Source organism: Streptomyces sp. NPDC058576, assembly GCF_042718715.1.
Taxonomy (GTDB): domain Bacteria; phylum Actinomycetota; class Actinomycetes; order Streptomycetales; family Streptomycetaceae; genus Streptomyces.
Genome location: NZ_JBHXPF010000001.1, coordinates 113,885 through 132,222 on the forward strand (window position 1 = coordinate 113,885; position 18,338 = coordinate 132,222).

The 18,338-nt window shown below is 74.1% G+C and carries 16 protein-coding genes and 1 other RNA gene; 5 read left to right on the forward strand and 12 right to left on the reverse strand.

The genetic code is table 11. From position 1 onward, the window contains the following. Positions 1-32: 32 nt before the first annotated feature. Positions 33-442, reverse strand: an RNA gene (gene rnpB / locus ACFWRV_RS00500) — RNase P RNA component class A. 97 nt (positions 443-539) lie between these two features. On the opposite strand from rnpB, the gene ACFWRV_RS00505 reads away from it, so the two are divergent. Together ACFWRV_RS00505 and ACFWRV_RS00510 are read left to right on the forward strand one after the other, a co-directional pair. Next, positions 540-1,289, forward strand: coding sequence for a MerR family transcriptional regulator (locus ACFWRV_RS00505; RefSeq protein WP_384326370.1), 750 nt, complete (start codon positions 540-542; stop codon positions 1,287-1,289). Continuing rightward, positions 1,286-2,176 carry a hypothetical protein gene (locus ACFWRV_RS00510; protein ID WP_384326372.1) on the forward strand — a complete coding sequence of 297 codons (891 nt, stop codon included), beginning with the start codon at positions 1,286-1,288 and terminating at the stop codon, positions 2,174-2,176. Before ACFWRV_RS00505 ends, ACFWRV_RS00510 begins: the two co-directional genes overlap by 4 nt. Here ACFWRV_RS00510 and ACFWRV_RS00515 read toward each other — a convergent pair. Then, complete coding sequence (locus tag ACFWRV_RS00515; RefSeq protein WP_384326374.1) at positions 2,127-3,569, reverse strand: RNB domain-containing ribonuclease; 1,443 nt, start codon at positions 3,567-3,569, stop codon at positions 2,127-2,129. The genes ACFWRV_RS00510 and ACFWRV_RS00515 overlap by 50 nt on opposite strands. Positions 3,570-3,842: 273 nt before the next feature. Between ACFWRV_RS00515 and yaaA the strand changes: the two genes are divergently transcribed. Both yaaA and eda read left to right on the forward strand, forming a co-directional pair. Next, entirely contained in the window at positions 3,843-4,643 is an 801-nt protein-coding gene (yaaA, locus tag ACFWRV_RS00520) for a peroxide stress protein YaaA (RefSeq protein ID WP_384326376.1), read from the forward strand. Between the two features lie 74 nt (positions 4,644-4,717). Continuing rightward, complete coding sequence (gene eda, locus ACFWRV_RS00525) at positions 4,718-5,377, forward strand: bifunctional 4-hydroxy-2-oxoglutarate aldolase/2-dehydro-3-deoxy-phosphogluconate aldolase (RefSeq protein ID WP_384326378.1); 660 nt, start codon at positions 4,718-4,720, stop codon at positions 5,375-5,377. A gap of 18 nt (positions 5,378-5,395) precedes the next feature. Here the strand turns inward: eda and ACFWRV_RS00530 are convergent, their stop codons facing one another. From ACFWRV_RS00530 to ACFWRV_RS00550, 5 genes are all read right to left on the reverse strand, one after another. Further along, the gene (locus tag ACFWRV_RS00530; protein ID WP_384326380.1) at positions 5,396-6,181 is read right to left on the reverse strand and encodes a sulfite exporter TauE/SafE family protein; all 786 of its coding nucleotides are present in this window, start codon (positions 6,179-6,181) and stop codon (positions 5,396-5,398) included. Between the two features lie 11 nt (positions 6,182-6,192). After that, entirely contained in the window at positions 6,193-7,545 is a 1,353-nt protein-coding gene (locus ACFWRV_RS00535; protein ID WP_384326382.1) for a bifunctional RNase H/acid phosphatase, read from the reverse strand. Beyond that, positions 7,545-8,288, reverse strand: coding sequence for a zinc ribbon domain-containing protein (locus ACFWRV_RS00540; protein ID WP_384326690.1), 744 nt, complete (start codon positions 8,286-8,288; stop codon positions 7,545-7,547). Before ACFWRV_RS00540 ends, ACFWRV_RS00535 begins: the two co-directional genes overlap by 1 nt. Then, the gene (locus ACFWRV_RS00545; protein ID WP_384326384.1) at positions 8,285-9,121 is read right to left on the reverse strand and encodes a Nif3-like dinuclear metal center hexameric protein; all 837 of its coding nucleotides are present in this window, start codon (positions 9,119-9,121) and stop codon (positions 8,285-8,287) included. The genes ACFWRV_RS00540 and ACFWRV_RS00545 overlap by 4 nt, the downstream gene beginning before the upstream one ends. An 84-nt stretch (positions 9,122-9,205) precedes the next feature. Continuing rightward, the gene (locus ACFWRV_RS00550) at positions 9,206-10,243 is read right to left on the reverse strand and encodes an ABC transporter substrate-binding protein (RefSeq protein ID WP_384326386.1); all 1,038 of its coding nucleotides are present in this window, start codon (positions 10,241-10,243) and stop codon (positions 9,206-9,208) included. A gap of 211 nt (positions 10,244-10,454) precedes the next feature. Between ACFWRV_RS00550 and ACFWRV_RS00555 the strand changes: the two genes are divergently transcribed. After that, positions 10,455-11,912, forward strand: coding sequence for a hypothetical protein (locus ACFWRV_RS00555; RefSeq protein WP_384326388.1), 1,458 nt, complete (start codon positions 10,455-10,457; stop codon positions 11,910-11,912). A 504-nt stretch (positions 11,913-12,416) separates the two neighbouring features. Here the strand turns inward: ACFWRV_RS00555 and ACFWRV_RS00560 are convergent. From ACFWRV_RS00560 to ACFWRV_RS00580, 5 genes are all read right to left on the reverse strand, one after another. Continuing rightward, positions 12,417-13,364 (reverse strand): 3-oxoacyl-ACP reductase, encoded by a 948-nt coding sequence (locus tag ACFWRV_RS00560; protein WP_384326390.1) that lies wholly within the window; start codon positions 13,362-13,364, stop codon positions 12,417-12,419. 34 nt (positions 13,365-13,398) lie between these two features. After that, positions 13,399-14,475, reverse strand: a complete 1,077-nt coding sequence (locus ACFWRV_RS00565) for a Zn-dependent alcohol dehydrogenase (protein ID WP_384326392.1) — start codon at positions 14,473-14,475, stop codon at positions 13,399-13,401. Positions 14,476-14,523: 48 nt separating this feature from the next. Further along, on the reverse strand, positions 14,524-15,378 hold the full coding sequence (locus ACFWRV_RS00570) for a MaoC/PaaZ C-terminal domain-containing protein (protein WP_384326394.1): 855 nt from the start codon (positions 15,376-15,378) through the stop codon (positions 14,524-14,526). A gap of 189 nt (positions 15,379-15,567) precedes the next feature. Next, a complete protein-coding gene (locus ACFWRV_RS00575) occupies positions 15,568-17,028 on the reverse strand; it encodes a DHA2 family efflux MFS transporter permease subunit (RefSeq protein WP_384326396.1) in 1,461 nt (486 codons plus the stop codon). 106 nt (positions 17,029-17,134) lie between these two features. Next, complete coding sequence (locus ACFWRV_RS00580; protein WP_384326398.1) at positions 17,135-18,325, reverse strand: lipid-transfer protein; 1,191 nt, start codon at positions 18,323-18,325, stop codon at positions 17,135-17,137. Positions 18,326-18,338 lie beyond the last annotated feature (13 nt).

Sequence of the window (18,338 nt, forward strand, 5' to 3'; positions counted from 1 at the left end):
CAGCATGTCTGCTGAGCAGAGGCCCCTTCGGCAGGACGAGTCGCGCTGTACGCCGGGTTCTGTCTCCCGGTCGCCTCGCGGCGGCCGGGGAGACGGCCATCCATCTAGGGCCGGCATTGCTGCCGGCCTCGTGCGGTCTACCCGTGAACTCGGGCGAGCAGCCCTCGAACGTTCACGCAGGGCCGTCCCGCTTCCGGGGCGGCCCCTCTTGACCTTGCTCCGGGTGGGGTTTACCTAGCCGCCTGAGTCACCTCAGGCGCTGGTGGTCTCTTACACCACCGTTTCACCCTTACCCGGGACCGAGGTCCCGGGCGGTCTGTTTTCTGTGGCACTGTCCCGCGGGTCACCCCGGGTGGCCGTTAGCCACCACCCTGCCCTGTGGAGCCCGGACGTTCCTCGGGAGAACCCCGAAGGATCCTCACGCGGCCGTCCGCGCGGCTCGTCTGCCGTGCCGCACATACTACCGGGAGGAAACACCGGGTCGCGGCGCCCGGAACGTCGCTTGACCTTGCCGCAGCGTCAACGTTTCTACTGGCCGCATGCGTATCGGAGAGATCGCCGCGCTCGTGGGAATCACCTCCCGGGCCGTCCGGCACTACCACCACATCGGGCTCCTGCCCGAGCCCGCGAGACAGGCCAACGGCTACCGGGCGTACACCGTCCGCGATGCCGTGCTGCTGGCCCGGATCCGGCGGCTGACGGAGATCGGGCTCTCGCTGGACGAGGTGCGGGACGTGCTCGCCGACGACGCGGGGCGGGAGCTGGCCGAGGTGCTCGGGGAGCTGGACGCCGATCTGGCGCGGCAGGAGCGGGAGATCCATGAGCGGCGGCAGGTGCTGGCCGCACTCCTGGAGGCGCCGCTGACCTCGGACGGGCCGCTCTCCCCCGCACTCGCCGCGCTCCTGGAGCACGCGCCCGCCACCGCGTCCCCGGCCGCCGCGAAGGACCGCGAGCATCTGGCGTTGCTGGACACGGCGGGCGACGGGGCCGGGGCCGAGGTGTTCGCGGCGCTGCGGCCGCTGGCCGAGGATCCGGGCGTACTCGCGCTGTACGAGCGGCTCGACGAGCTGGCCGGCGCCGCGGAGGACGACCCGCGCATCACCCCGCTGGCCGCCGAACTGGTCGCCGCCGTACCGGACGAGGTCCTGGCGGTGATCCCCGACGGGGAGCCGTCGGCGACAGGGCTCGGGCGGGTGCTGCTCGACGACTACCCGCCCGCGCAGCGTGCGGTGGTGCGCCGGGTGATGGAGGGGCTGGCCGAGCGGGTGCGGAGGAGGGGGACGTCATGAGCGCGGGAAGAACGATGGGGCTGCGGGCGGCTCGGGTCGCGGTGTGGGCGGTGCTGCCCGGGGAAGTGGCGCTGCTGGTCTGCCTGGTGGCCGGGGTGCGGATACCCGGCGCCGTTCTGCTGGGGGCCGAGGCGCTGGTCGTGGGGATGCTCGCGCTGGAGGCGTACGTGATGTGGCCGCTGTACGCCGCCCGGCGGCGGGCCGGCGACGGGCGGCGGGAGGCCGGGCTCGCGGCGGTGCGCGCGGTGGTGCCGGTGGCCGTGCGGCGGCTGATCGTGCACGAGTTCCGGGCACTGCACAGCCTCGGGCTGTGGGCCGTACGCCGCCGCCACCGGATTCCGGAAGGGGCCCGGCCCTTCTCGTACACCGAACCGCAGACCGGGATCATGTGGACGTTTCTCTTCGTCTCCGTGGTCGAGACCGTGGTGCTGGCCCTGGTGATCCCCTGGCCGCTGGTCCACGCGATCCTGCTCGTGGTGGACGTGTACGGGATCGTGATCATCCTCGCCCTGCACGCCGCCTGTGTGACGCGGCCGCATCTCGTGGCGGCCGACGGATCGCTGCGGCTGCGCTACGGCGCCCTGTTCGACCTCCGGGTGCCCGCCGCCGTCATCGCCTCCGCCCGGGTGGAGCGGCGCTACGACGGCGGCGGGCTCGTGCGGGTCGATGAGGACGGGGTCCTCGACCTGGCCGTGGGGAGCGGGACGACGGTGACCGTGGAGCTGGCCGAGCCGGTGGAATTCGTCCGGCCGCTCGGGCGGCGAGGGAGCGCGCGGACGCTCCGGTTCCACGCGGACGACGCGCCGGCGGCCGTCGCCGCGCTCGGGCGGAAGCCGGTCACGCCGGAGCGAACAGCACCGTCCTCGCCGCCGGACCCGCCCGGGTGAGCCGGACCCGTAGCGGCTCCCCCAGCGGGAGCGGGGCCGTGCCGCCCTCGATCCGGCCGACGACCGCGGGGTCCCGGAGGTGGACCGTGCCGACGAGGGGGTCCCGCTCCTGGACGTCGATGACGTACGCGTCGAAGAGCTCGCCCACCCGGCCCTCCAGCAGGGCCGCCTCGACCAGGTCGACGCAGGCCCGCTCCACGGTGCCCGCGCGGCGCGTGCCCTCGGCCATCTCCTTCGGGAGGGCGGGGAGGGCTTCCCGTACCCACTCGGGCGGTTCCGTCCCGCCGGTCGCGGCGAGGCAGAGCTCGGAGGCGTACCGGTCGACCAGGCGGCGCAGCGGTGCGGTGCAGTGCGTGTAGAGGTCGGCGACCGCGGCGTGCGCGGCGGGGTCGGGGAGTGCGCCGTTCTCGAAGGCGGTGTAGCCCGCGCCGCGCAGCAGGGTGGTGCACTCCTGGAGGAACGCCGCGTGGTTGCCCTTCCTCGGGTCGAGGGAGCGGACGACCTCGGCGTACGGGACGTGGTGCGGCCAGTCGATGCGCAGGGCGTGGGCGGAGCGCCGCAGCCGGGCGACGGCCCCGTCCGGGGCGATCGGCAGGGTGCGCAGGATGCCGGTGCCCGTGTCGGCCATGAGGCGGGCGGCGGCCATGCCGGTGAGGAGCGAGATCTGCGCGTTCCAGGCCTCGGCGGGGAGCGTGGCCCGGTAGGCGAGGCCGTAGGAGCCGTCGTGCTCGACGATCTCCTGCTCGGGGACGTCGAGCGAGATGCCGCCCCGGGCCAGCTCCTGTTCCGCGCGCAGCCGTCCGATGTCCCGGAGCAGGGCGAGGGGTTCCTCGGCCGTGCCCGCGTCGATCTGCCGCTGGACGCCCGCGTAGTCGAGCTTCGCGCGGCTGCGGACCAGGGCCCGGCGTACGTCGGTGGCGACGGCCCGCCCGTCGCTGTCCAGGTCGATCCGCCACAGCGCGGCCGGGCGGGTCTCGCCGGGGAGCAGGCTGGCCGCGCCTTCGGACAGGACGGCGGGGTGGAGGGGGATCCGGTCGTCGGGGAAGTAGAGGGTGGTGACCCGCCGGTGGGCCTCCGCGTCGAGCGCCCCGCCGGGACGGAGATACGCGGCGACGTCCGCGATGGCGTAGTGGACCCGGTAGCCGTGCCCGCGGCGCTCCAGGTGCATCGCCTGGTCGAGGTCGGTGGAGGCGGGCGGGTCGATGGTGAGGAAGGGGAGGTCGGTGGCGTCCTCGTGGGCCGACAGGTCCGGATCCCTCGCCGCCTGCTCCGCCTCCGCGAGCACCTCGGGCGGGAAGGCGGCGGGCAGGTCGAGCTCGGTGCGCAGCGCCCGCAGGGCGGCCCCGAGCGAGCAGTCGGCTGCGCCGGTCATACGCAGGTGGCGGCGGGGCATGGACCGAGCGTAGGCCGGGCGGGGGCGGGCGGCATCCGGGGCGACTCCCGCGCCCCGTTCCCGGTTCGGCCGACGCTGAACGGGGAGCCCGCCGCCGTACCAGTGGCCCGCCGCCGCGCGAGGCCCCATCGCCGTACCAGGGCCCCCACTGCCCTTCAACGGCCCCGCCGCCGTACGGGACCCACCGGCCCGTCCCCGTACCCTTGCCGGGGACCCGGCGAGCCCGCACGCCCACCGGATCCGCGCTCGCCGTACGTACGAAGGAGAACCGCCGTGCTCGTGCTGTTGCCGCCCTCCGAAGGAAAGGCCGCCTCGGGGCGCGGGGCTTCCCTCAAGCCGGAGTCGCTGTCGCTGCCGGGGCTCGCCCCGGCCCGTGCGGCGGTGCTGGACGAGCTGGTCGAGCTGTGCCAGGCGGACGAGGAGAAGGCCCGTGAGGTGCTGGGCCTGAGCGTGGGGCTGCGCGGCGAGGTCGGCAAGAACGCCGAGCTGCGCACCGCCGGAACCCGTCCGGCCGGCGAGCTGTACACCGGTGTGCTGTACGACGCCCTCGACCTGGCCTCGCTGGAGGCGGACGCGCGGCGGCGGGCGGCGAAGTCGCTGCTGGTCTTCTCCGGGCTGTGGGGCGCGGTCCGGATCGGCGACCGGATTCCGCCGTACCGCTGCTCGATGGGCGTGAAGCTCCCCGCTCTCGGCGCGCTCGGCGCGTACTGGCGTGCCCCGATGGAGACCGTGCTGCCCGAGGCCGCCGGGGACGGGCTCGTCCTGGATCTGCGGTCCTCCGCGTACACGGCGGCGTGGAAGCCGAAGGGCGAGGTGGCCGCGCGCACGGCGAGCGTGCGGGTGCTGCACTCCCAGCTGGTCGGCGGGGTGGAGAAGCGGTCCGTGGTGAGCCACTTCAACAAGGCGACCAAGGGGCGGATGGTGCGCGACCTGCTGGTGGCGGGTGCGCGTCCCCAGGACCCGGCCGGCCTGGTGGAGGCGCTGCGGGACCTCGGATACGTGGTGGAGGCCGAGGCCCCCGCGCGGGCCGGGCGGCCGTGGTCGCTGGACGTGGTGGTGACGGAGATCCACTGAGCGGACGCATGCAACCGTTGCGCAGGACGCAACGATCGTTGCACATAACGCCATGCGCGCGGCAGGATGGCCCCATGACCTCCTCCGTGCCGTCCGCCACGCCCGCCGCCCCGTCCGACGCCTCCGTCCTCGATCTCGCGCCCGTCGTCCCCGTCGTCGTCCTGCACGACGCGGCCGACGCGGTGCCGCTGGGGCGGGCGCTGGTGGCGGGCGGGCTCCCCGCGATCGAGGTGACGCTGCGGACCCCCGCCGCGCTGGAGTCGATCCGGGCCATCGCCGCCGAGGTCCCGGGCGCGGTGGTCGGCGCGGGCACGGTGATCTCGCCGGAGCACGTCCGGGAGACGGTGGCCGCCGGGGCCCGGTTCCTGGTCAGCCCGGGGTGGACGGACACGCTGCTGGAGGCGATGAAGGCGTCCGGGCTGCCGTTCCTGCCGGGCGTCTCGACCACCTCCGAGGTGGTGGCCCTGCTGGAGCGCGGGGTGACCGAGATGAAGTTCTTCCCGGCCGAGGCGGCGGGCGGCACGGCCTATCTCAAGGCCCTGTCCGCACCGCTCCCCCAGGTCCGGTTCTGCCCGACCGGCGGCATCTCGCTCGCCTCGGCGCCGTCGTACCTCGCGCTGCCCAACGTCGGCTGCGTGGGCGGCAGCTGGATGGTCCCGGGCGACGCGGTGGCGGCGAAGGACTGGGACCGGGTGGCCCGCCTGGCGGCCGAGGCGGCGGCGCTCGCCCCGTAACCATCCAGCAGCGCAGCATCAGCGCAGGAGCTGTACGGCATAGAGCCCTCCGACGCCCAGGGCCAGCACCCCCAGCAGCAGCCGCAGCGCCGTTTCCGGCAGGCGCGGCTGGAGCCGGGCGCCGAGGTAGCCCCCGCAGAGTCCGCCGAGTCCGCAGGCCAGGCCGAGCGACCAGAAGGGCGCGATGTCGCCGGTGGTGGTCAGGGACAGCAGCGCGTAGGTCCCCGCCCCCACCACGGAGGTCACGAAGGTGGCGGCGAGCGCGGCCGGGGCGACCTTCGCCACCGGCATGCCGCGCCCGACCAGGATCGGGCCGAGGAGTGAGCCGCCGCCGATCCCGTAGATCCCTCCGGCGACGCCGACCGCCACGGCCAGCCGGGTGACGGCACGGGACGAGGGCTCCCGCGCCGGGGACGGGCGGGCGGCACGGCGCAGGGTGCGCAGGCAGAGCCAGCCGCCCAACGGCAGCAGCAGGACGGCGATGAGCAGCCGGAACACCGACGGGCCCGGCACCGCGAACACCCGGATCACCGCACCGACGACGACCCCGGGAACGGTGCCCAGGACGAGCAGCCGGGTCAGCGGTCCCCGCAGGGTCCCGGCCCGGTGGTGCCGCAGCAGGGCCCCGGGGCCCGCCACCACGTTGTAGAGCAGGTTGGTCGGGGTGACCGCCGGGCTGGGCACCCCGAGCACGCTGACCTGGACCGGCAGCAGGAACACCGCGCCCGAGACGCCCACCGGCGCGGTGGCCACGGAGATCAGCAGCCCGGCGGCGAACCCGAGCAGCCCCGTCGACCAGCTCATGCGCGCCGCTGTCAGCGCAGGTGCGAGGTGTCGTTGAGCAGGCGTACGGAGGGGTTGCCGTCGCTGTAGTAGGCGACCGTGGAGATCGAGGCCGCCGACAGCTCCATCCTGAACAGCGCCTCCGGCGGGGCTCCCAGAGCGAGCCGGACCAGCGTCTTGATCGGCGTCACATGGGTGACGAGCAGGACCGTGCGCCCCGCGTACCGGGCGACGATCCGGTCCCGGGCGGCCGCGACCCGCTCGGCCACCTCCGCGAAGCTCTCGCCGCCGCCGGTCGGGGCGGTGTCCGGGGAGGCAAGCCAGGCGGTGAGGTCGTCGCCGTACCGCTCCCGTACCTCCCCGAAGGTCAGGCCCTCCCACGCGCCGAAGTCCGTCTCGCGCAGGCCCTCGTCGATCCGGACGTCCAGGCCGAGGCGGGCGGCGACGGCGGCGGCGGTCTCGCGGCAGCGGCGCAGCGGGGAGCTGACGATCTCCTGGACGGTGCCGAGCGCGGTGAAGTGCCCGGCGGCCCGCTCGGCCTGGTCCCGACCCGTGGCGGAGAGCTCGGGGTCGGTGCCGCCGCTGCCGGAGAACCGCTTCTCGGGCGTGAGGGCGGTCTCGCCGTGCCGGAGCAGGACGAGCGTGGCGGGAGCGCCCAGGTCGGGGGCCGATCCCCAGCCGGTCTGCGGGGTCGCTCCGGCCGTCCGCGCCGGGGCCGGGGCGGGCGTCGGCGCGGCGGGGACCGTCGGGTCCGGCGCCCCGGCCTCCGGTACAGGGAAGAGCGCGTCCGCCTCGGGGGCCGTCGCGCCGCGTGCGGCCGCCAGCGCCGCACGGGCCCTGGCGGCACCCGCGACCTGGTCGCCGGGCGGGCCCTGGACGGGCGGCGGAGTGGTCACCGGGCGGGCGGCCGGGGTGTCCAGGGCGGCCGTCGAGGCGGAGGCCTCCCACTGCCGGCCGTCGCGGCCGGCGTCCATCGCCTCGTTGGCGAGCCGGTCCGCGTGCTTGTTCTGCGCGCGCGGGATCCATTCGTACGTCACCGAGGACGGCGGCAGGATCGCGGCGGCGCGCGCCGCCAGCGGCTTCATGTCGGGGTGCTTGATCTTCCAGCGGCCCGACATCTGCTCGACCACCAGCTTGGAGTCCATCCGGACGTGGACCCACAGCGCGTCCCCCGCGTCCGGGAACAACGCCTTCGCGGCCGTCAGACCGGCGATCAGGCCCCGGTACTCGGCGACGTTGTTCGTCGCGACGCCGATGTACTCGGCGGCCTCGGCGAGGGGCTCGCCGGTGGCCGGGTCGATGACGACCGCACCGTAACCGGCGGGCCCCGGGTTGCCCCGGGAGCCGCCGTCGGCCTCGACCACCACCTGGCGGGCGACGCTCATTACAGACCCGACTCCGAGGTGCGGACCAGGATGCGGTGGCAGTTCTCGCAGCGCAGGACCGTCTCGGGCGAGGCGGCCTTCACGTCGCCCACCTCGGCCATGTTCAGCTCCAGGCGGCAGCCCTCGCAGCGGCGCTGGTAGAGGCGGGCGGCGCCGACCCCGCCCTGCTGGGCGCGGAGCTTGTCGTACAGCTTCAGCAGGTCGGCGGGGATGACCTCGGCGACGACCTGGCGGTCCTTGGTGACCGTGGCGGCCTCGGCGTCCAGCTCTGTGGTGGCGGCGTCGCGACGGGCGGTGGCGGCGTCGACCTTGGCCTGGACGGCGGCGACCCGCTCGGTCAGTTCGGCGACCCGCTCCTGGGCGCCCTCGCGGCGCTCCATGATCTCCAGGACGACGTCCTCCAGGTCGCCCTGGCGCTTGGCGAGCGAGGTGATCTCGCGCTGGAGGCTCTCCAGGTCCTTGGGCGAGGAGACCGCGCCGGAGTCCAGGCGCTGCTGGTCGCGGACGGCGCGCTGGCGCACCTGGTCGACGTCCTGCTCGGCCTTGGTCTGCTCGCGGGTGGTGTCGCTCTCCTCGGTGGTGGAGGCGACCAGCAGGTCACGCAGCTGGGCGAGGTCGCTGCTGAGCTGCTCGATCTCGGCGTGCTCCGGCAGCGAGGTGCGCTTGTGGGAGAGCTGGGCGAGACGGGTGTCGAGGGCCTGGACGTCGAGAAGTCGGATCTGGTCGGCGGGCGCGGCGTTCAGTTGGGGGCTCCAGAGGAATGGTGGGTGGTCCAGGGGTCGGTGACCCGCTTCGAGACATGGACCCGCAGGTCCCATCCGTGGCGGTCGGAAAGAGCGTCGAGCTGGGCGGCGGCCTGCTCGCACCAGGGCCACTCGGTGGCCCAGTGCGCGGCGTCGACGAGGCCGAGCGGCGAGTGCTGCACGGCCTCGGACGCCGGGTGGTGGCGCAGGTCCGCGGTGAGGAAGGCGTCGACGCCGGCGGCGCGCACGGCGTCGAAGAGGCTGTCGCCGGAGCCGCCGCTGACGGCGACGGTGCGTACGAGCGCCTCCGGGTCGCCGGCCAGCCGGATGCCCTGCGCGGTGGCGGGGAGCCGGGCGGCGGCCCGGGCGGCGAGGGCGGCGAGGGTCTCGGGGTGGTCCAGTTCGCAGATCCGGCCGAGTCCGCGCCGGCCCTCGGGGTCGGTGGGATCGGGGACGAGAGGTCCCGTGACCCGCAGGTCGAGGGCGCCGGCGAGGGCGTCGGAGACGCCGGGGTCGGCGGTGTCGGCGTTGGTGTGCGCGACGTGGAGCGCGATGTCGTGCTTGATCAGGGTGTGGACGACCCGGCCCTTGAAGGTGTCGGCGGCGACCGTCGTCGTCCCGCGCAGGTAGAGCGGGTGGTGGGTGACGATCAGCTGGGCGCCCAGCTCCCGGGCCTCGTCGGCGATCTCGCGGACCGGGTCGACGGCGAACAGCACCCGGCTGATCTCCGCGTCCGGATCGCCGCAGACCGTCCCGACCGCGTCCCACCCCTCGGCCCGCTCGGGTGGCCACAGGGCGTCGAGGGCGGCGATGACTTCAGACAGACGGGGCACGGGTCAAAGGCTACCTGTCCGGCGTGGTCCGTCGCCCCTGGCCGCCGGACCTGTGCGCCAGGACCGGCGGCCGGGCACGAATCGTTACTTCACCAGGTCCGCGCGGAGGTCGTCGAGGACCAGGCCGGCCGAGGTGACGCCGAGGCCCAGGTACCAGGTCTCGTCGGAGACGTCTTTGGCCCGGCCCTCCTTGACGGCCTTCAGGTTCTTCCACAGCGGGTTGGACCGGGCGGTGTCGCGCTGGGTGGCCTTCGCGTCGCCGTAGACGCCGGTGAAGATCCAGTCGGCGTCCGCCTCGTCGATCCTCTCCGGGCTGATCTCGGCGGCGAGGTCGTCGATCTGCTGGTTCTTCGGACGCGGCAGGCCGACGTCTTCGAGGATCGTGCCGATGAACGAGGCCTTGGCGTAGAGCCGGAGGCGGTCGGGCAGGTAGCGGACCATCGAGACGGTCGGCTTGTCGGGGCCGAGGTCCTCGCCGAGCTTCCGGGCCTTCTCCCGGTACGCGGCGAGCGCCGACTCGGCCTGCTTCGTCCGGTCCAGTGCCTGGGCGTTGAGGAGGTAGTTCTCCTTCCAGGTGAAGCCCGGGCGGATGGAGAACACGGTGGGGGCGATCTTGGACAGCTCGTCGTACGTGTCCGCCGCGCGGAGCCGGCTGCCGAGGATCAGGTCCGGCCGCAGGCCCGCGATGGCCTCGAGGTTGAGGCTGTTGATCGTGCCGACGCTCTTCGGTTCGCCCGCGTCCTTCTCCAGGTACGAGGGGATGGCCGCGTCGCCCTCGCTGGGGGCGTAGCCGACCGGCTTCAGGCCCAGCGACACGACGTTGTCGAACTCGCCGACGTCCAGCACGACCACGCGCTGCGGCGCGGCCTTGATCTCGGTCTTCCCCATGGCGTGGGTGACCGTACGGGGGAACTCACCGGCCGCGGCGTCCGTGCCGTACGACGCGGTCTTCTTCGCCGCGTCCGCGAAGTCCTTGCCGCCCGTGGCGACGGCGGCCTTGTCGCCGCCGCCCGCGTCGGACCCGGCCGCGCCCGTGTCCGCGCCGCCACCGCAGGCCGACAGGGAGAGAGCGGCCGCCACGGCCAGGGCTACTGCGGCGGTACCGCGGGGCCGAAGGGACATCGCTTGCTCCAGTTGTCCGCGCACGTGCATGGGGGCACGGGTTCTTGGTCAGGGCCGCCTCACCATAGACGCGGCCGCATCCAACAGCACACTGACCCCCTCCACTTCAGGAGAATCCGGGCATCGCCACCCTTATGTGTGAAGTGAGGTGGCTCGTGTTGTTCGGCTGGAAGTGCGAAAACTAGCTTTCGTAGCCGGAGGTGACGAGTCCATGACTGCCTGTGCCATCGAGGGTGGATCCGCCGGGACCGCCGCGACGGCGGACCACGAAACGGAACCAGGAAAGCGACCGGGAACGCGACCGGGATCGGATCCGGAAACGGAGCCCGATCCAGAGAGGTCCGATCGGGACCGCTCGGAAGCGGAGGCCCCGGCAAGGGCCGTAGCGGAGCCTGCCCCGGAGAGGTCCGGCGACCCCGGGAAGCCCGCCCGGACGGAAGAACACAGCCCGCCCGGCCCCACCGCGGCCGGGGGGCCGGAAGAGGCGGCGTCGGCCGCCGCCAGGGGCGGGCCGGAGGCGCCGGCCGGTGCCGCGCCGCTCCCCGGCGGCTTCACGCTCACCGCCGACGGGGCCTATGCCGCCCGGCTCACCGCGGCTCCCGGGCCGCCGGGGGAACGCGCCTGGTACCCGGAGCGGTGGACGCTGGACGGGCCCGAGCCGTACGCGGTACCCCTCCCCCTCGACCAGCCGGAGGAGCCGGACTCCGAGGTGGCCCCGCTGGCCGACGGGCGGGTGCTGATCCGGCGGCAGGTGGCGGACCGGCAGATGTTCTCGCTGCTCTACCCGACCGGGCCCGGGACAGGCGAACTCCTGCTGGGCGCGGTCGAGTGCGCGGGGATGACCCTGCTGCCGCCGTCCCCGGACGGCCGGTCCGTGTACGCACTGGCGGCCGGCGAGCACCACTCGGCGCTGTGGCTGGTGGCGGGCGGAGCGTTCGGGCCCGAGGAGGTCGCACGGATCCCCGGGCACTGCTCGGGCGGGGTATGGCTGGACCGGGCGGGCCGGATACTGGCGCTGGACCGGCAGGAGCCGGGCGGTGGACCGGTCAAGGCGGTCGCCGTCGACCTGGGCCGGCGGGGCGAGGTGACACCGCTGCTCCAGATCGCACCGGGGAGCGACGACCGGCTGCTGCTCGCGGACGCCGACAGCGGGCTGCTGCTGCTCCGCTCCGACGCCCCGGGCCACGACCGGATCGGCTGGGGGGTGCTGGGGAGCTGCCTGCCGGTGAGGTTCCCGGAGTGCCTGCGCCTCGCCGATGTGGCGGTGACGCCGTTCGCGGTGCAGCCGGGCCAGATGCTGATGCCGGAGAGCTGCGCGGTGGCGCTGCGGATCGACGGGGCCCCGGGGAGCTGGGTGGGCGTCTGGCGCCCGGCGGGCCGACGGCTGCACCAGTTCGCGGCTCCGCTGGGCTGGGCCCCGGGGGCCGGGTACTGGAGCCGGGACGGGGTGCTGCGTCTCCCGTACGCGAACGGGGCGACGCCCTGCGGCGTGGCGCTGCTGGCCGCCCCCGGGGACGGGGAACCCTCCGCCGGGACCGGCGGTACGGGAGAGGGGGCGGGCGGAATGGAGGACGGAACGGAACCGTCCGCGCCCGTCGCCGCTCCTGCTGTGTGTAAGCCCGTTCCGTTGGGGCAGGCGCCTCTGCACAGAGCCGCTCGACCTGATTGAATTCGGGGCCTGGGCTACGCGGCCGTACCGGGCGGGTACCGACGGTGACCGGGTCGGATGGCGGTGGCGGGGCTTGCGACACACGTAGGTGCGACACAGGTAAGCGATCACAACGGGGTGACTTCCCACATGTCCGAAGCACGGACCGACACGACCCAGCAGCGCCCGACGGGGGCGGACGAGGGAGCCGGAACCGGCGGTTCCGGAAAGCACCGAGGGGGTGCGTCGGCGGAGAACACGTCGGTGCAGCCGCACGGCCGCCACCGGCGGCCCGCCGAAGAGGAATCCAGGGCGGCCTGAACCGCCGAGCAGTGCCACGCGGAGGGGCGGGGCCCCCGGCGGCCCCGGCCCGGGCCCCCCCCCCCCGCCCCCCCCCCCCCCGCCCCCCCCCCCCCCCCCCCCCCCCCCCCCCGACGCCACCCCGCGCCGCCCCGGGGGGGCCCCGCCCCGCGCCCGGCCGCCCGGCCCCCCCCCCCCCACGTCCGGGCCCTCACGGGCGTCCGGTTACCGCCGCTTCAGCCCCAGCACTTCGGCGGCGGCGAAGGTCTCGTTCGGGGGCCGGTCCGCGTAGTACGGGGTGAGCATCTCGTCCAGCTCGGCGAAGGTGAAGGTCTCCTTCCCGGCGTCGAACTGTGCTGCCACCCGGGGCCGTTCGACGACGGCGACCAGGCCTCCGTGGACGACGAGCAGCTGCCCGTTGACCCCGGCCGCCGCCGGTGAGGCGAGGTAGCCGACGAGCGGGGAGACATGCTCGGGCGCCAGCGGGTCGAGCGCCCCGTCCGCCGGTTCCTGGAAGCCCGCGAACACGTCCTCGGTCATCCGGGTCCGGGCGCGCGGGCAGATGGCGTTGACGGTGACGCCGTACTTGGCGAGGGCGAGTGCGGTGGAGGTGGTGAGGCCGACGATGCCGCCCTTGGCCGCCGCGTAGTTGGGCTGGCCCGCCGAGCCCGCGAGGAACGCCTCCGAGGAGGTGTTGACGATCCGCCCGTAGACCGGCCCGCCGGTCTCCTTGGCGCGGGTGCGCCAGTGGACGGCGGCGAAGTGCGTGGTGTTGAAGTGGCCCTTGAGGTGGACGCGGACCACCGAGTCCCATTCCTCCTCGGTCATCGAGAAGACCATCCGGTCGCGCAGGATGCCCGCGTTGTTGACCAGGATGTCGAGCCGGCCGTACGTCGATACGGCCGACTCGACCAGTTCACGGGCCTGTTCGTGGTCGGACACGTCGCCGAGGTGCGCGACGGCCCGGCCGCCGGCCGCGCGGATCTCGGCGGCGACCTCCTCGGCGGGGGCGGCGGACGCCTCGCCGGAGCCGTCCCGGCCGGGCTGCCCGTAGTCGTTGACGACGACGGCCGCGCCGAGGCGGGCCAGTTCGAGGGCTTCGGCCCGGCCGAGGCCGCGGCCCGCGCCGGTGACGATCGCGGACAGTCCGTCCAGCGGGAGGGGAAGTGACATCACGGTCCTCGGCTTCCTTGGATGCGGGCGCGGTTCAGAGCTCGATGCAGGTACGCAGCGACTCGCCCGTGCGCATCTGGTCCAGGGCGTCGTTGACCCCGTCCAGCCGGACCCGGTGGGTGATCATCGACTCCAGGTCGATGCGGCCCGCCCGCCAGAGCGCGATGGCCCTCTCGTACGAGCGCAGGACGTCCCCTCCCCCGAACATGGAGGGCAGGATGCGCTTCTCGTCGAAGAACAGCTCGAACATGTTGACCTGGAAGGTGTCGTCCATGGCCCCGGCCCCGACGACGCACAGGGTGCCGCCGCGGCGGGTGTTCTCGTAGGCGGTGCGGGCGGTGGCGGACTTGCCGACGACCTCGAAGACGTAGTCGAAGCCCTCGCCGCCGGTGATCCGCGCCTTGGCGTCGGCCAGTTCGTCGGGGGCGACGGCCTCGGTGGCGCCGAAGCGGAGGGCGGCCTCGCGGCGGGAGGCGACCGGATCGACGGCGATGATCTGGGCAGCCCCCTGGACCCGGGCGCCCTGGATCGTGGAGATGCCCACGCCGCCGCAGCCGATCACGGCGACCGACGAACCGGCCTCCACCTTCGCCGTGTTGATGGCGGCGCCGAGGCCGGTGGTGACCCCGCAGCCGATCAGGGCGGCGACCTCGAACGGTACGTCGTCGGGGATCGGCACCGCGCAGCCCGCGCCGACGACGACCTCCTCGGCGAAGGTACCGGTGCCCGCGAAGCCGAAGACGTCCCCGCCGGGGCGCTTGAAGTTGGGGGTGCCCGCGTTCATGAAGCCCGCCAGGCACAGCTGGGTCTGGCCGCGCTTGCAGGACGGACAGTCCCCGCAGGCGGGCAGCCAGCAGACCAGGACCCGGTCGCCGGCGCTCAGACCGGTCACCCCGTCGCCGACGTCGACGACCTCGCCCGCGCCCTCGTGGCCGGGGATGAAGGGGGCGGGCTGCGGGAGGACGCCGCTCATCGCGGAGACGTCGGAGTGACAGAGGCCGGTGGCGCGGATGCGGAGCTTGACCTTTCCAGGGCCGAAGCCCACCGCCTCGACGTCGTCGAGGACTTCGAGCTTCTCCTGGCCTGTCTCGTGCAGTACGGCTGCGCGCATGGCTGCGGCTCCCCTCAGATCGTGATCAACAGCAGGGCTCTGGTGTGCTCAGGAGTGTTCGACGAGCGTGTCGGCGAGGACCGGTGCGTCGTCCCGCTCGGCGGCGGCGACGGTCACCTGGATCCGGCCGTCCCCGGTCCACATCCGGATCCGGAGGGTCTCGCCGGGGAAGACCACTCCGGCGAAACGGGTGCGGTAGGCGGTGATCCGGGAGACGTCACCGTCCAGCAGGGTGTCGGTGACGGCCTTCAGGGTCATGCCGTACGTGCACAGGCCGTGCAGGATCGGCCGGTCGAAGCCGGCCGTCTGGGCGAAAGCGGGGTCGGCGTGGAGCGGGTTCCAGTCGCCGGAGAGGCGGTAGAGCAGCGCCTGGTCCTCGCGGATCGGACGCGCCACCGTGCGGTCGGGGGCCCGCTCCGGCGGGGCGAGCCGGTCGGAGGGGCCGCGCTCGCCGCCGAAGCCGCCCTCACCGCGCACGAAGATCTGGGCGTCGTTGGTCCACAGCGGTCCGTCGCCGTCGCTCGCCTCGGTACGGAGCACGATGACGGCGGCCTTGCCCTTGTCGTGCACCGCCGCGACCTTCGAGGTCTGCACGGCACTGCCGGTCACCGGGATCGGGCGGTGGACGCGCACGGTCTGGCCGCCGTGCAGGACCGCGGCGAGGTCCACGTCGATCCCCGGCGCGCCCATCCCCCCGAAGGCGGCGGTGCCCGCGCCCGCGACGGTGGCGAAGCTCGGCAGCACCTGGAGCCGGGACTCCAGGGTGTAGCGCAGTTCGTCGGGGTCGGTGGCGGGGATGCCCGCGCCGAGCCCGAGGTGGTAGAGCTGGACGTCCTTGTGGTCCCAGCCGATCTCGGCTCGGCGGGGTTCGGCGGCGAGAGCCGCTGAGGCATCAATGGGCATGACGGAGCTGCTCCTTGATGGTGTCAAGACCTCGGCACGGCCGTCCGCACCGTCGGCCGCACCGAGGTCGTGCGGTGACCGGCAGGGCACGCCCCTTTCGGAACGGGCACGCTCCTTCTAGAACGCGTTCTAGCCGATGGCCCATGTATAACGCAGGCCCCGGAAGTTGGGAAGACTGCTGACGTCCCGTCAGATCAGTGGGCGTGCGGGGCGGCGCCGGGGCCCGCGGTGGTTCGGCAGCCAGATCAGCATCACGATCACCCCGGCCAGCAGCACCCCGCTCGCCGTCCGGAAGGCCGTCGCGTATCCGGCGGTGACCTCCACCAGGTCGCCGGAGCCCGCGGTGCGCGCGGCGGCGACCGTGGAGAGCACCGCGAGGCCCAGCGCGCCGCCCATGGTGCGGGAGGTGTTGACCAGGCCCGAGACGAGTCCGGCGTCGCCCGGCTCCGCGCCCGAGGTGGCGAGGGTGGCGAGCGGGGTGGAGGCGAGACCGGCGCCGGCCATCATCAGGACGCCGGGCAGGCAGATCGCGGTGAGGTAGGAGCCCTCGACGCCCATCGTGGACTGCCAGCCGAAGCCCGCCGCGGTGATCAGGACCCCGGCGACGGCGAGGCTCTTCGCCCCGGTGCGGACCATGAGGCGGGGAGCCAGCTTCGAGCCGATGATGACGGCGGCCGAGGTCGGCATCAGCGCGAGACCGGCCTCCAACGGTGTGTAGCCCAGGACGTTCTGGGCGTACACGGTCATGAAGTACCACATGGAGAAGGTCGCCGACCCCATGAGCAGCATCGACACATTGGCCGAGGAAACGGCCCGCACGGAGAAGACGCGCAGCGGGACCAGCGGGACGGCGGTCCGCGCCTCGACCAGCACGAAGGCGGCCAGCAGCGCGACTCCGGAGAGCAGCGGCACAAGGGTTTCGGCGGCCGTCCAGCCCTCGGCCTCGGTCTGGACGATGCCGTACGCGGCGGCGGCGAGGCCCGCGGTGACCAGGACCGCGCCCAGCAGGTCGACGCGGCGGCGGTCGCCCGCGCTGCCCTCGGTGATCCGCAGGGCGGCGGCGATCAGGACGAGCGCGCCGATGGGCACGTTGATCAGGAGGACCCAGCGCCAGGAGAGGGCGTCGGTCAGGACTCCGCCGATCAGCCCGCCGGCCGCGCCGCCGCCCGCCCCGACCGCCATCCAGGTGCCGATCGCCTTGGTGCGGGCCGGGCCCTCGGGCACGGCGGCGGTGAGGATGGTGAGGGTGGCGGGGGCGAGGACGGCGGCCCCGAGGCCCTGTGCGGCGCGGGCGGCGAGGAGCTGCCAGCCCTCCTGGGCGAGGCCGCCCGCGAGGGAGGCGGCGGTGAAGACGCCGAGACCGACGAGGAACATCAGCTTGCGCCCGTAGATGTCGGCGGCCCGCCCGCCCAGGAGCATGAACCCGGCGAACGCGATCGAGTAGGCGTTGACGACCCACTGGAGGCCCCCCGCGCTCAGCCCCAGGTCGGCCCGCATGGAGGGCAGCGCCACATTGACGACGGAGACATCGAGGACGACGAGGAACTGGCCGGTGCAGGCGGCGAGCACGACGGCCCAGGTGCTGGGCCGTATGCGGGCGGTGGCGGACGGGGCGGTGGCGGGCGCGGAGACGTCGGGCATGACGGTCATGGTCGCAGGCGGCGCGTGGCCCGTACATCGGGTATCGGATCCAGGTCCGGGGTCCCGGTCACCGGGACCGAGGTCCTACACACCCGGGCCGCGCGCCGCAGGCGGCTCAGCCGCGCCGCAGCAGCGTGACCACCGCCGCTCCGCCGAGGCCGATGTTGTGTGCGAGGGCGGTCCGTGCGCCGGGGACCTGGCGGGCGCCGGCCTCGCCGCGCAGCTGCCAGGTCAGCTCGGCGGCCTGGGCGATGCCGGTGGCGCCGAGCGGATGGCCCTTGGAGATCAGCCCGCCGGACGGGTTCACCACCCACCGTCCGCCGTAGGTGGTCGCCCCGGACTCGACGAGCTTGCCGGACTCCCCCTCTTCGCACAGGCCCAGCGCCTCGTAGGTGAGGAGTTCGTTGATCGAGAAGCAGTCGTGCAGCTCGATGACGTCGAGGTCGCCCGGGCCGAGGCCGGTGGCCGCGTACACCTGCTGGGCGGCGGCCCGGGACATCGGGGCGCCGACGGCGTCGATGCACCGGCCGGAGGCGAACGAGGCCTCGGTGTCGGTGGTCATGGCCTGGGCGGCGATCTCCACGGCCCGCTCCCCCAGGCCGTGGAGGTCGACGAACCGCTCGGAGACGACGACGGCGGCGGCCGCGCCGTCGGAGGTGGGTGAGCACTGGAGTTTGGTGAGGGGGTCGTGGACGGTACGGGCGGCGAGGATCTCCTCGACCGTGTACGGGTCCTGGAACTGGGCGTACGGGTTGTTCACCGAGTGCCGGTGGTTCTTGGCCCCGACCGCCGCGAGCTGCGCGGGCGTTGTCCCGTACCGCTCCATGTGCTCACGGGCCGCGTTGCCGAAGATCTGGGCGGTGGGCGGGGACATCGCGAAGCCGTGACCGGCCGCCATGATCCCGTAGTGCCGGGTGACGGGCGAGGTCGCGAAGTCGCCGCCGTCGGAGCCGCCGCCCAGCGCGCCCCGGGCCATCTTCTCGAAGCCGACGGCGAGGACGCAGTCGCTGCCGCCGCCCTGGACGAACTGCCGGGCCAGCATCAGGGCGGTGGAGCCGGTGGCGCAGTTGTTGTTGACGTTGTAGACGGGTATGCCGGTCAGTCCCAGCTCGTAGACGGCGCGTTGTCCGGCCGTGGAGGCCTGGAAGCAGTAGCCGACGGGGACCTGCTGGACCTGGTCGTAGCGGATCCCGGCGTCGTCAAGGGCGGCGGCGCCCGCCTCGCGGACCATGTCCCAGTACTGCCAGTCGCGGGTCTCGGGCTTCTCGAATCGCGTCATGCCGACGCCGACGATGTAGGCCTTCATCTTCCGTCCTGTC

What these genes read in the sequence shown, in the direction of transcription:
- ACFWRV_RS00555 (WP_384326388.1), top strand. Translation starts at nt 10,455, where the DNA reads ATGACTGCCTGTGCCATCGAGGGTGGATCCGCCGGGACCGCCGCGACG.
- ACFWRV_RS00550 (WP_384326386.1), bottom strand. Translation starts at nt 10,243, where the DNA reads ATGTCCCTTCGGCCCCGCGGTACCGCCGCAGTAGCCCTGGCCGTGGCG.
- ACFWRV_RS00510 (WP_384326372.1), top strand. Translation starts at nt 1,286, where the DNA reads ATGAGCGCGGGAAGAACGATGGGGCTGCGGGCGGCTCGGGTCGCGGTG.
- ACFWRV_RS00575 (WP_384326396.1), bottom strand. Translation starts at nt 17,028, where the DNA reads ATGACCGTCATGCCCGACGTCTCCGCGCCCGCCACCGCCCCGTCCGCC.
- ACFWRV_RS00560 (WP_384326390.1), bottom strand. Translation starts at nt 13,364, where the DNA reads ATGTCACTTCCCCTCCCGCTGGACGGACTGTCCGCGATCGTCACCGGC.
- ACFWRV_RS00565 (WP_384326392.1), bottom strand. Translation starts at nt 14,475, where the DNA reads ATGCGCGCAGCCGTACTGCACGAGACAGGCCAGGAGAAGCTCGAAGTC.
- ACFWRV_RS00515 (WP_384326374.1), bottom strand. Translation starts at nt 3,569, where the DNA reads ATGCCCCGCCGCCACCTGCGTATGACCGGCGCAGCCGACTGCTCGCTC.
- ACFWRV_RS00535 (WP_384326382.1), bottom strand. Translation starts at nt 7,545, where the DNA reads ATGAGCGTCGCCCGCCAGGTGGTGGTCGAGGCCGACGGCGGCTCCCGG.
- eda (WP_384326378.1), top strand. Translation starts at nt 4,718, where the DNA reads ATGACCTCCTCCGTGCCGTCCGCCACGCCCGCCGCCCCGTCCGACGCC.
- ACFWRV_RS00570 (WP_384326394.1), bottom strand. Translation starts at nt 15,378, where the DNA reads ATGCCCATTGATGCCTCAGCGGCTCTCGCCGCCGAACCCCGCCGAGCC.
- ACFWRV_RS00505 (WP_384326370.1), top strand. Translation starts at nt 540, where the DNA reads ATGCGTATCGGAGAGATCGCCGCGCTCGTGGGAATCACCTCCCGGGCC.
- ACFWRV_RS00580 (WP_384326398.1), bottom strand. Translation starts at nt 18,325, where the DNA reads ATGAAGGCCTACATCGTCGGCGTCGGCATGACGCGATTCGAGAAGCCC.
- ACFWRV_RS00530 (WP_384326380.1), bottom strand. Translation starts at nt 6,181, where the DNA reads ATGAGCTGGTCGACGGGGCTGCTCGGGTTCGCCGCCGGGCTGCTGATC.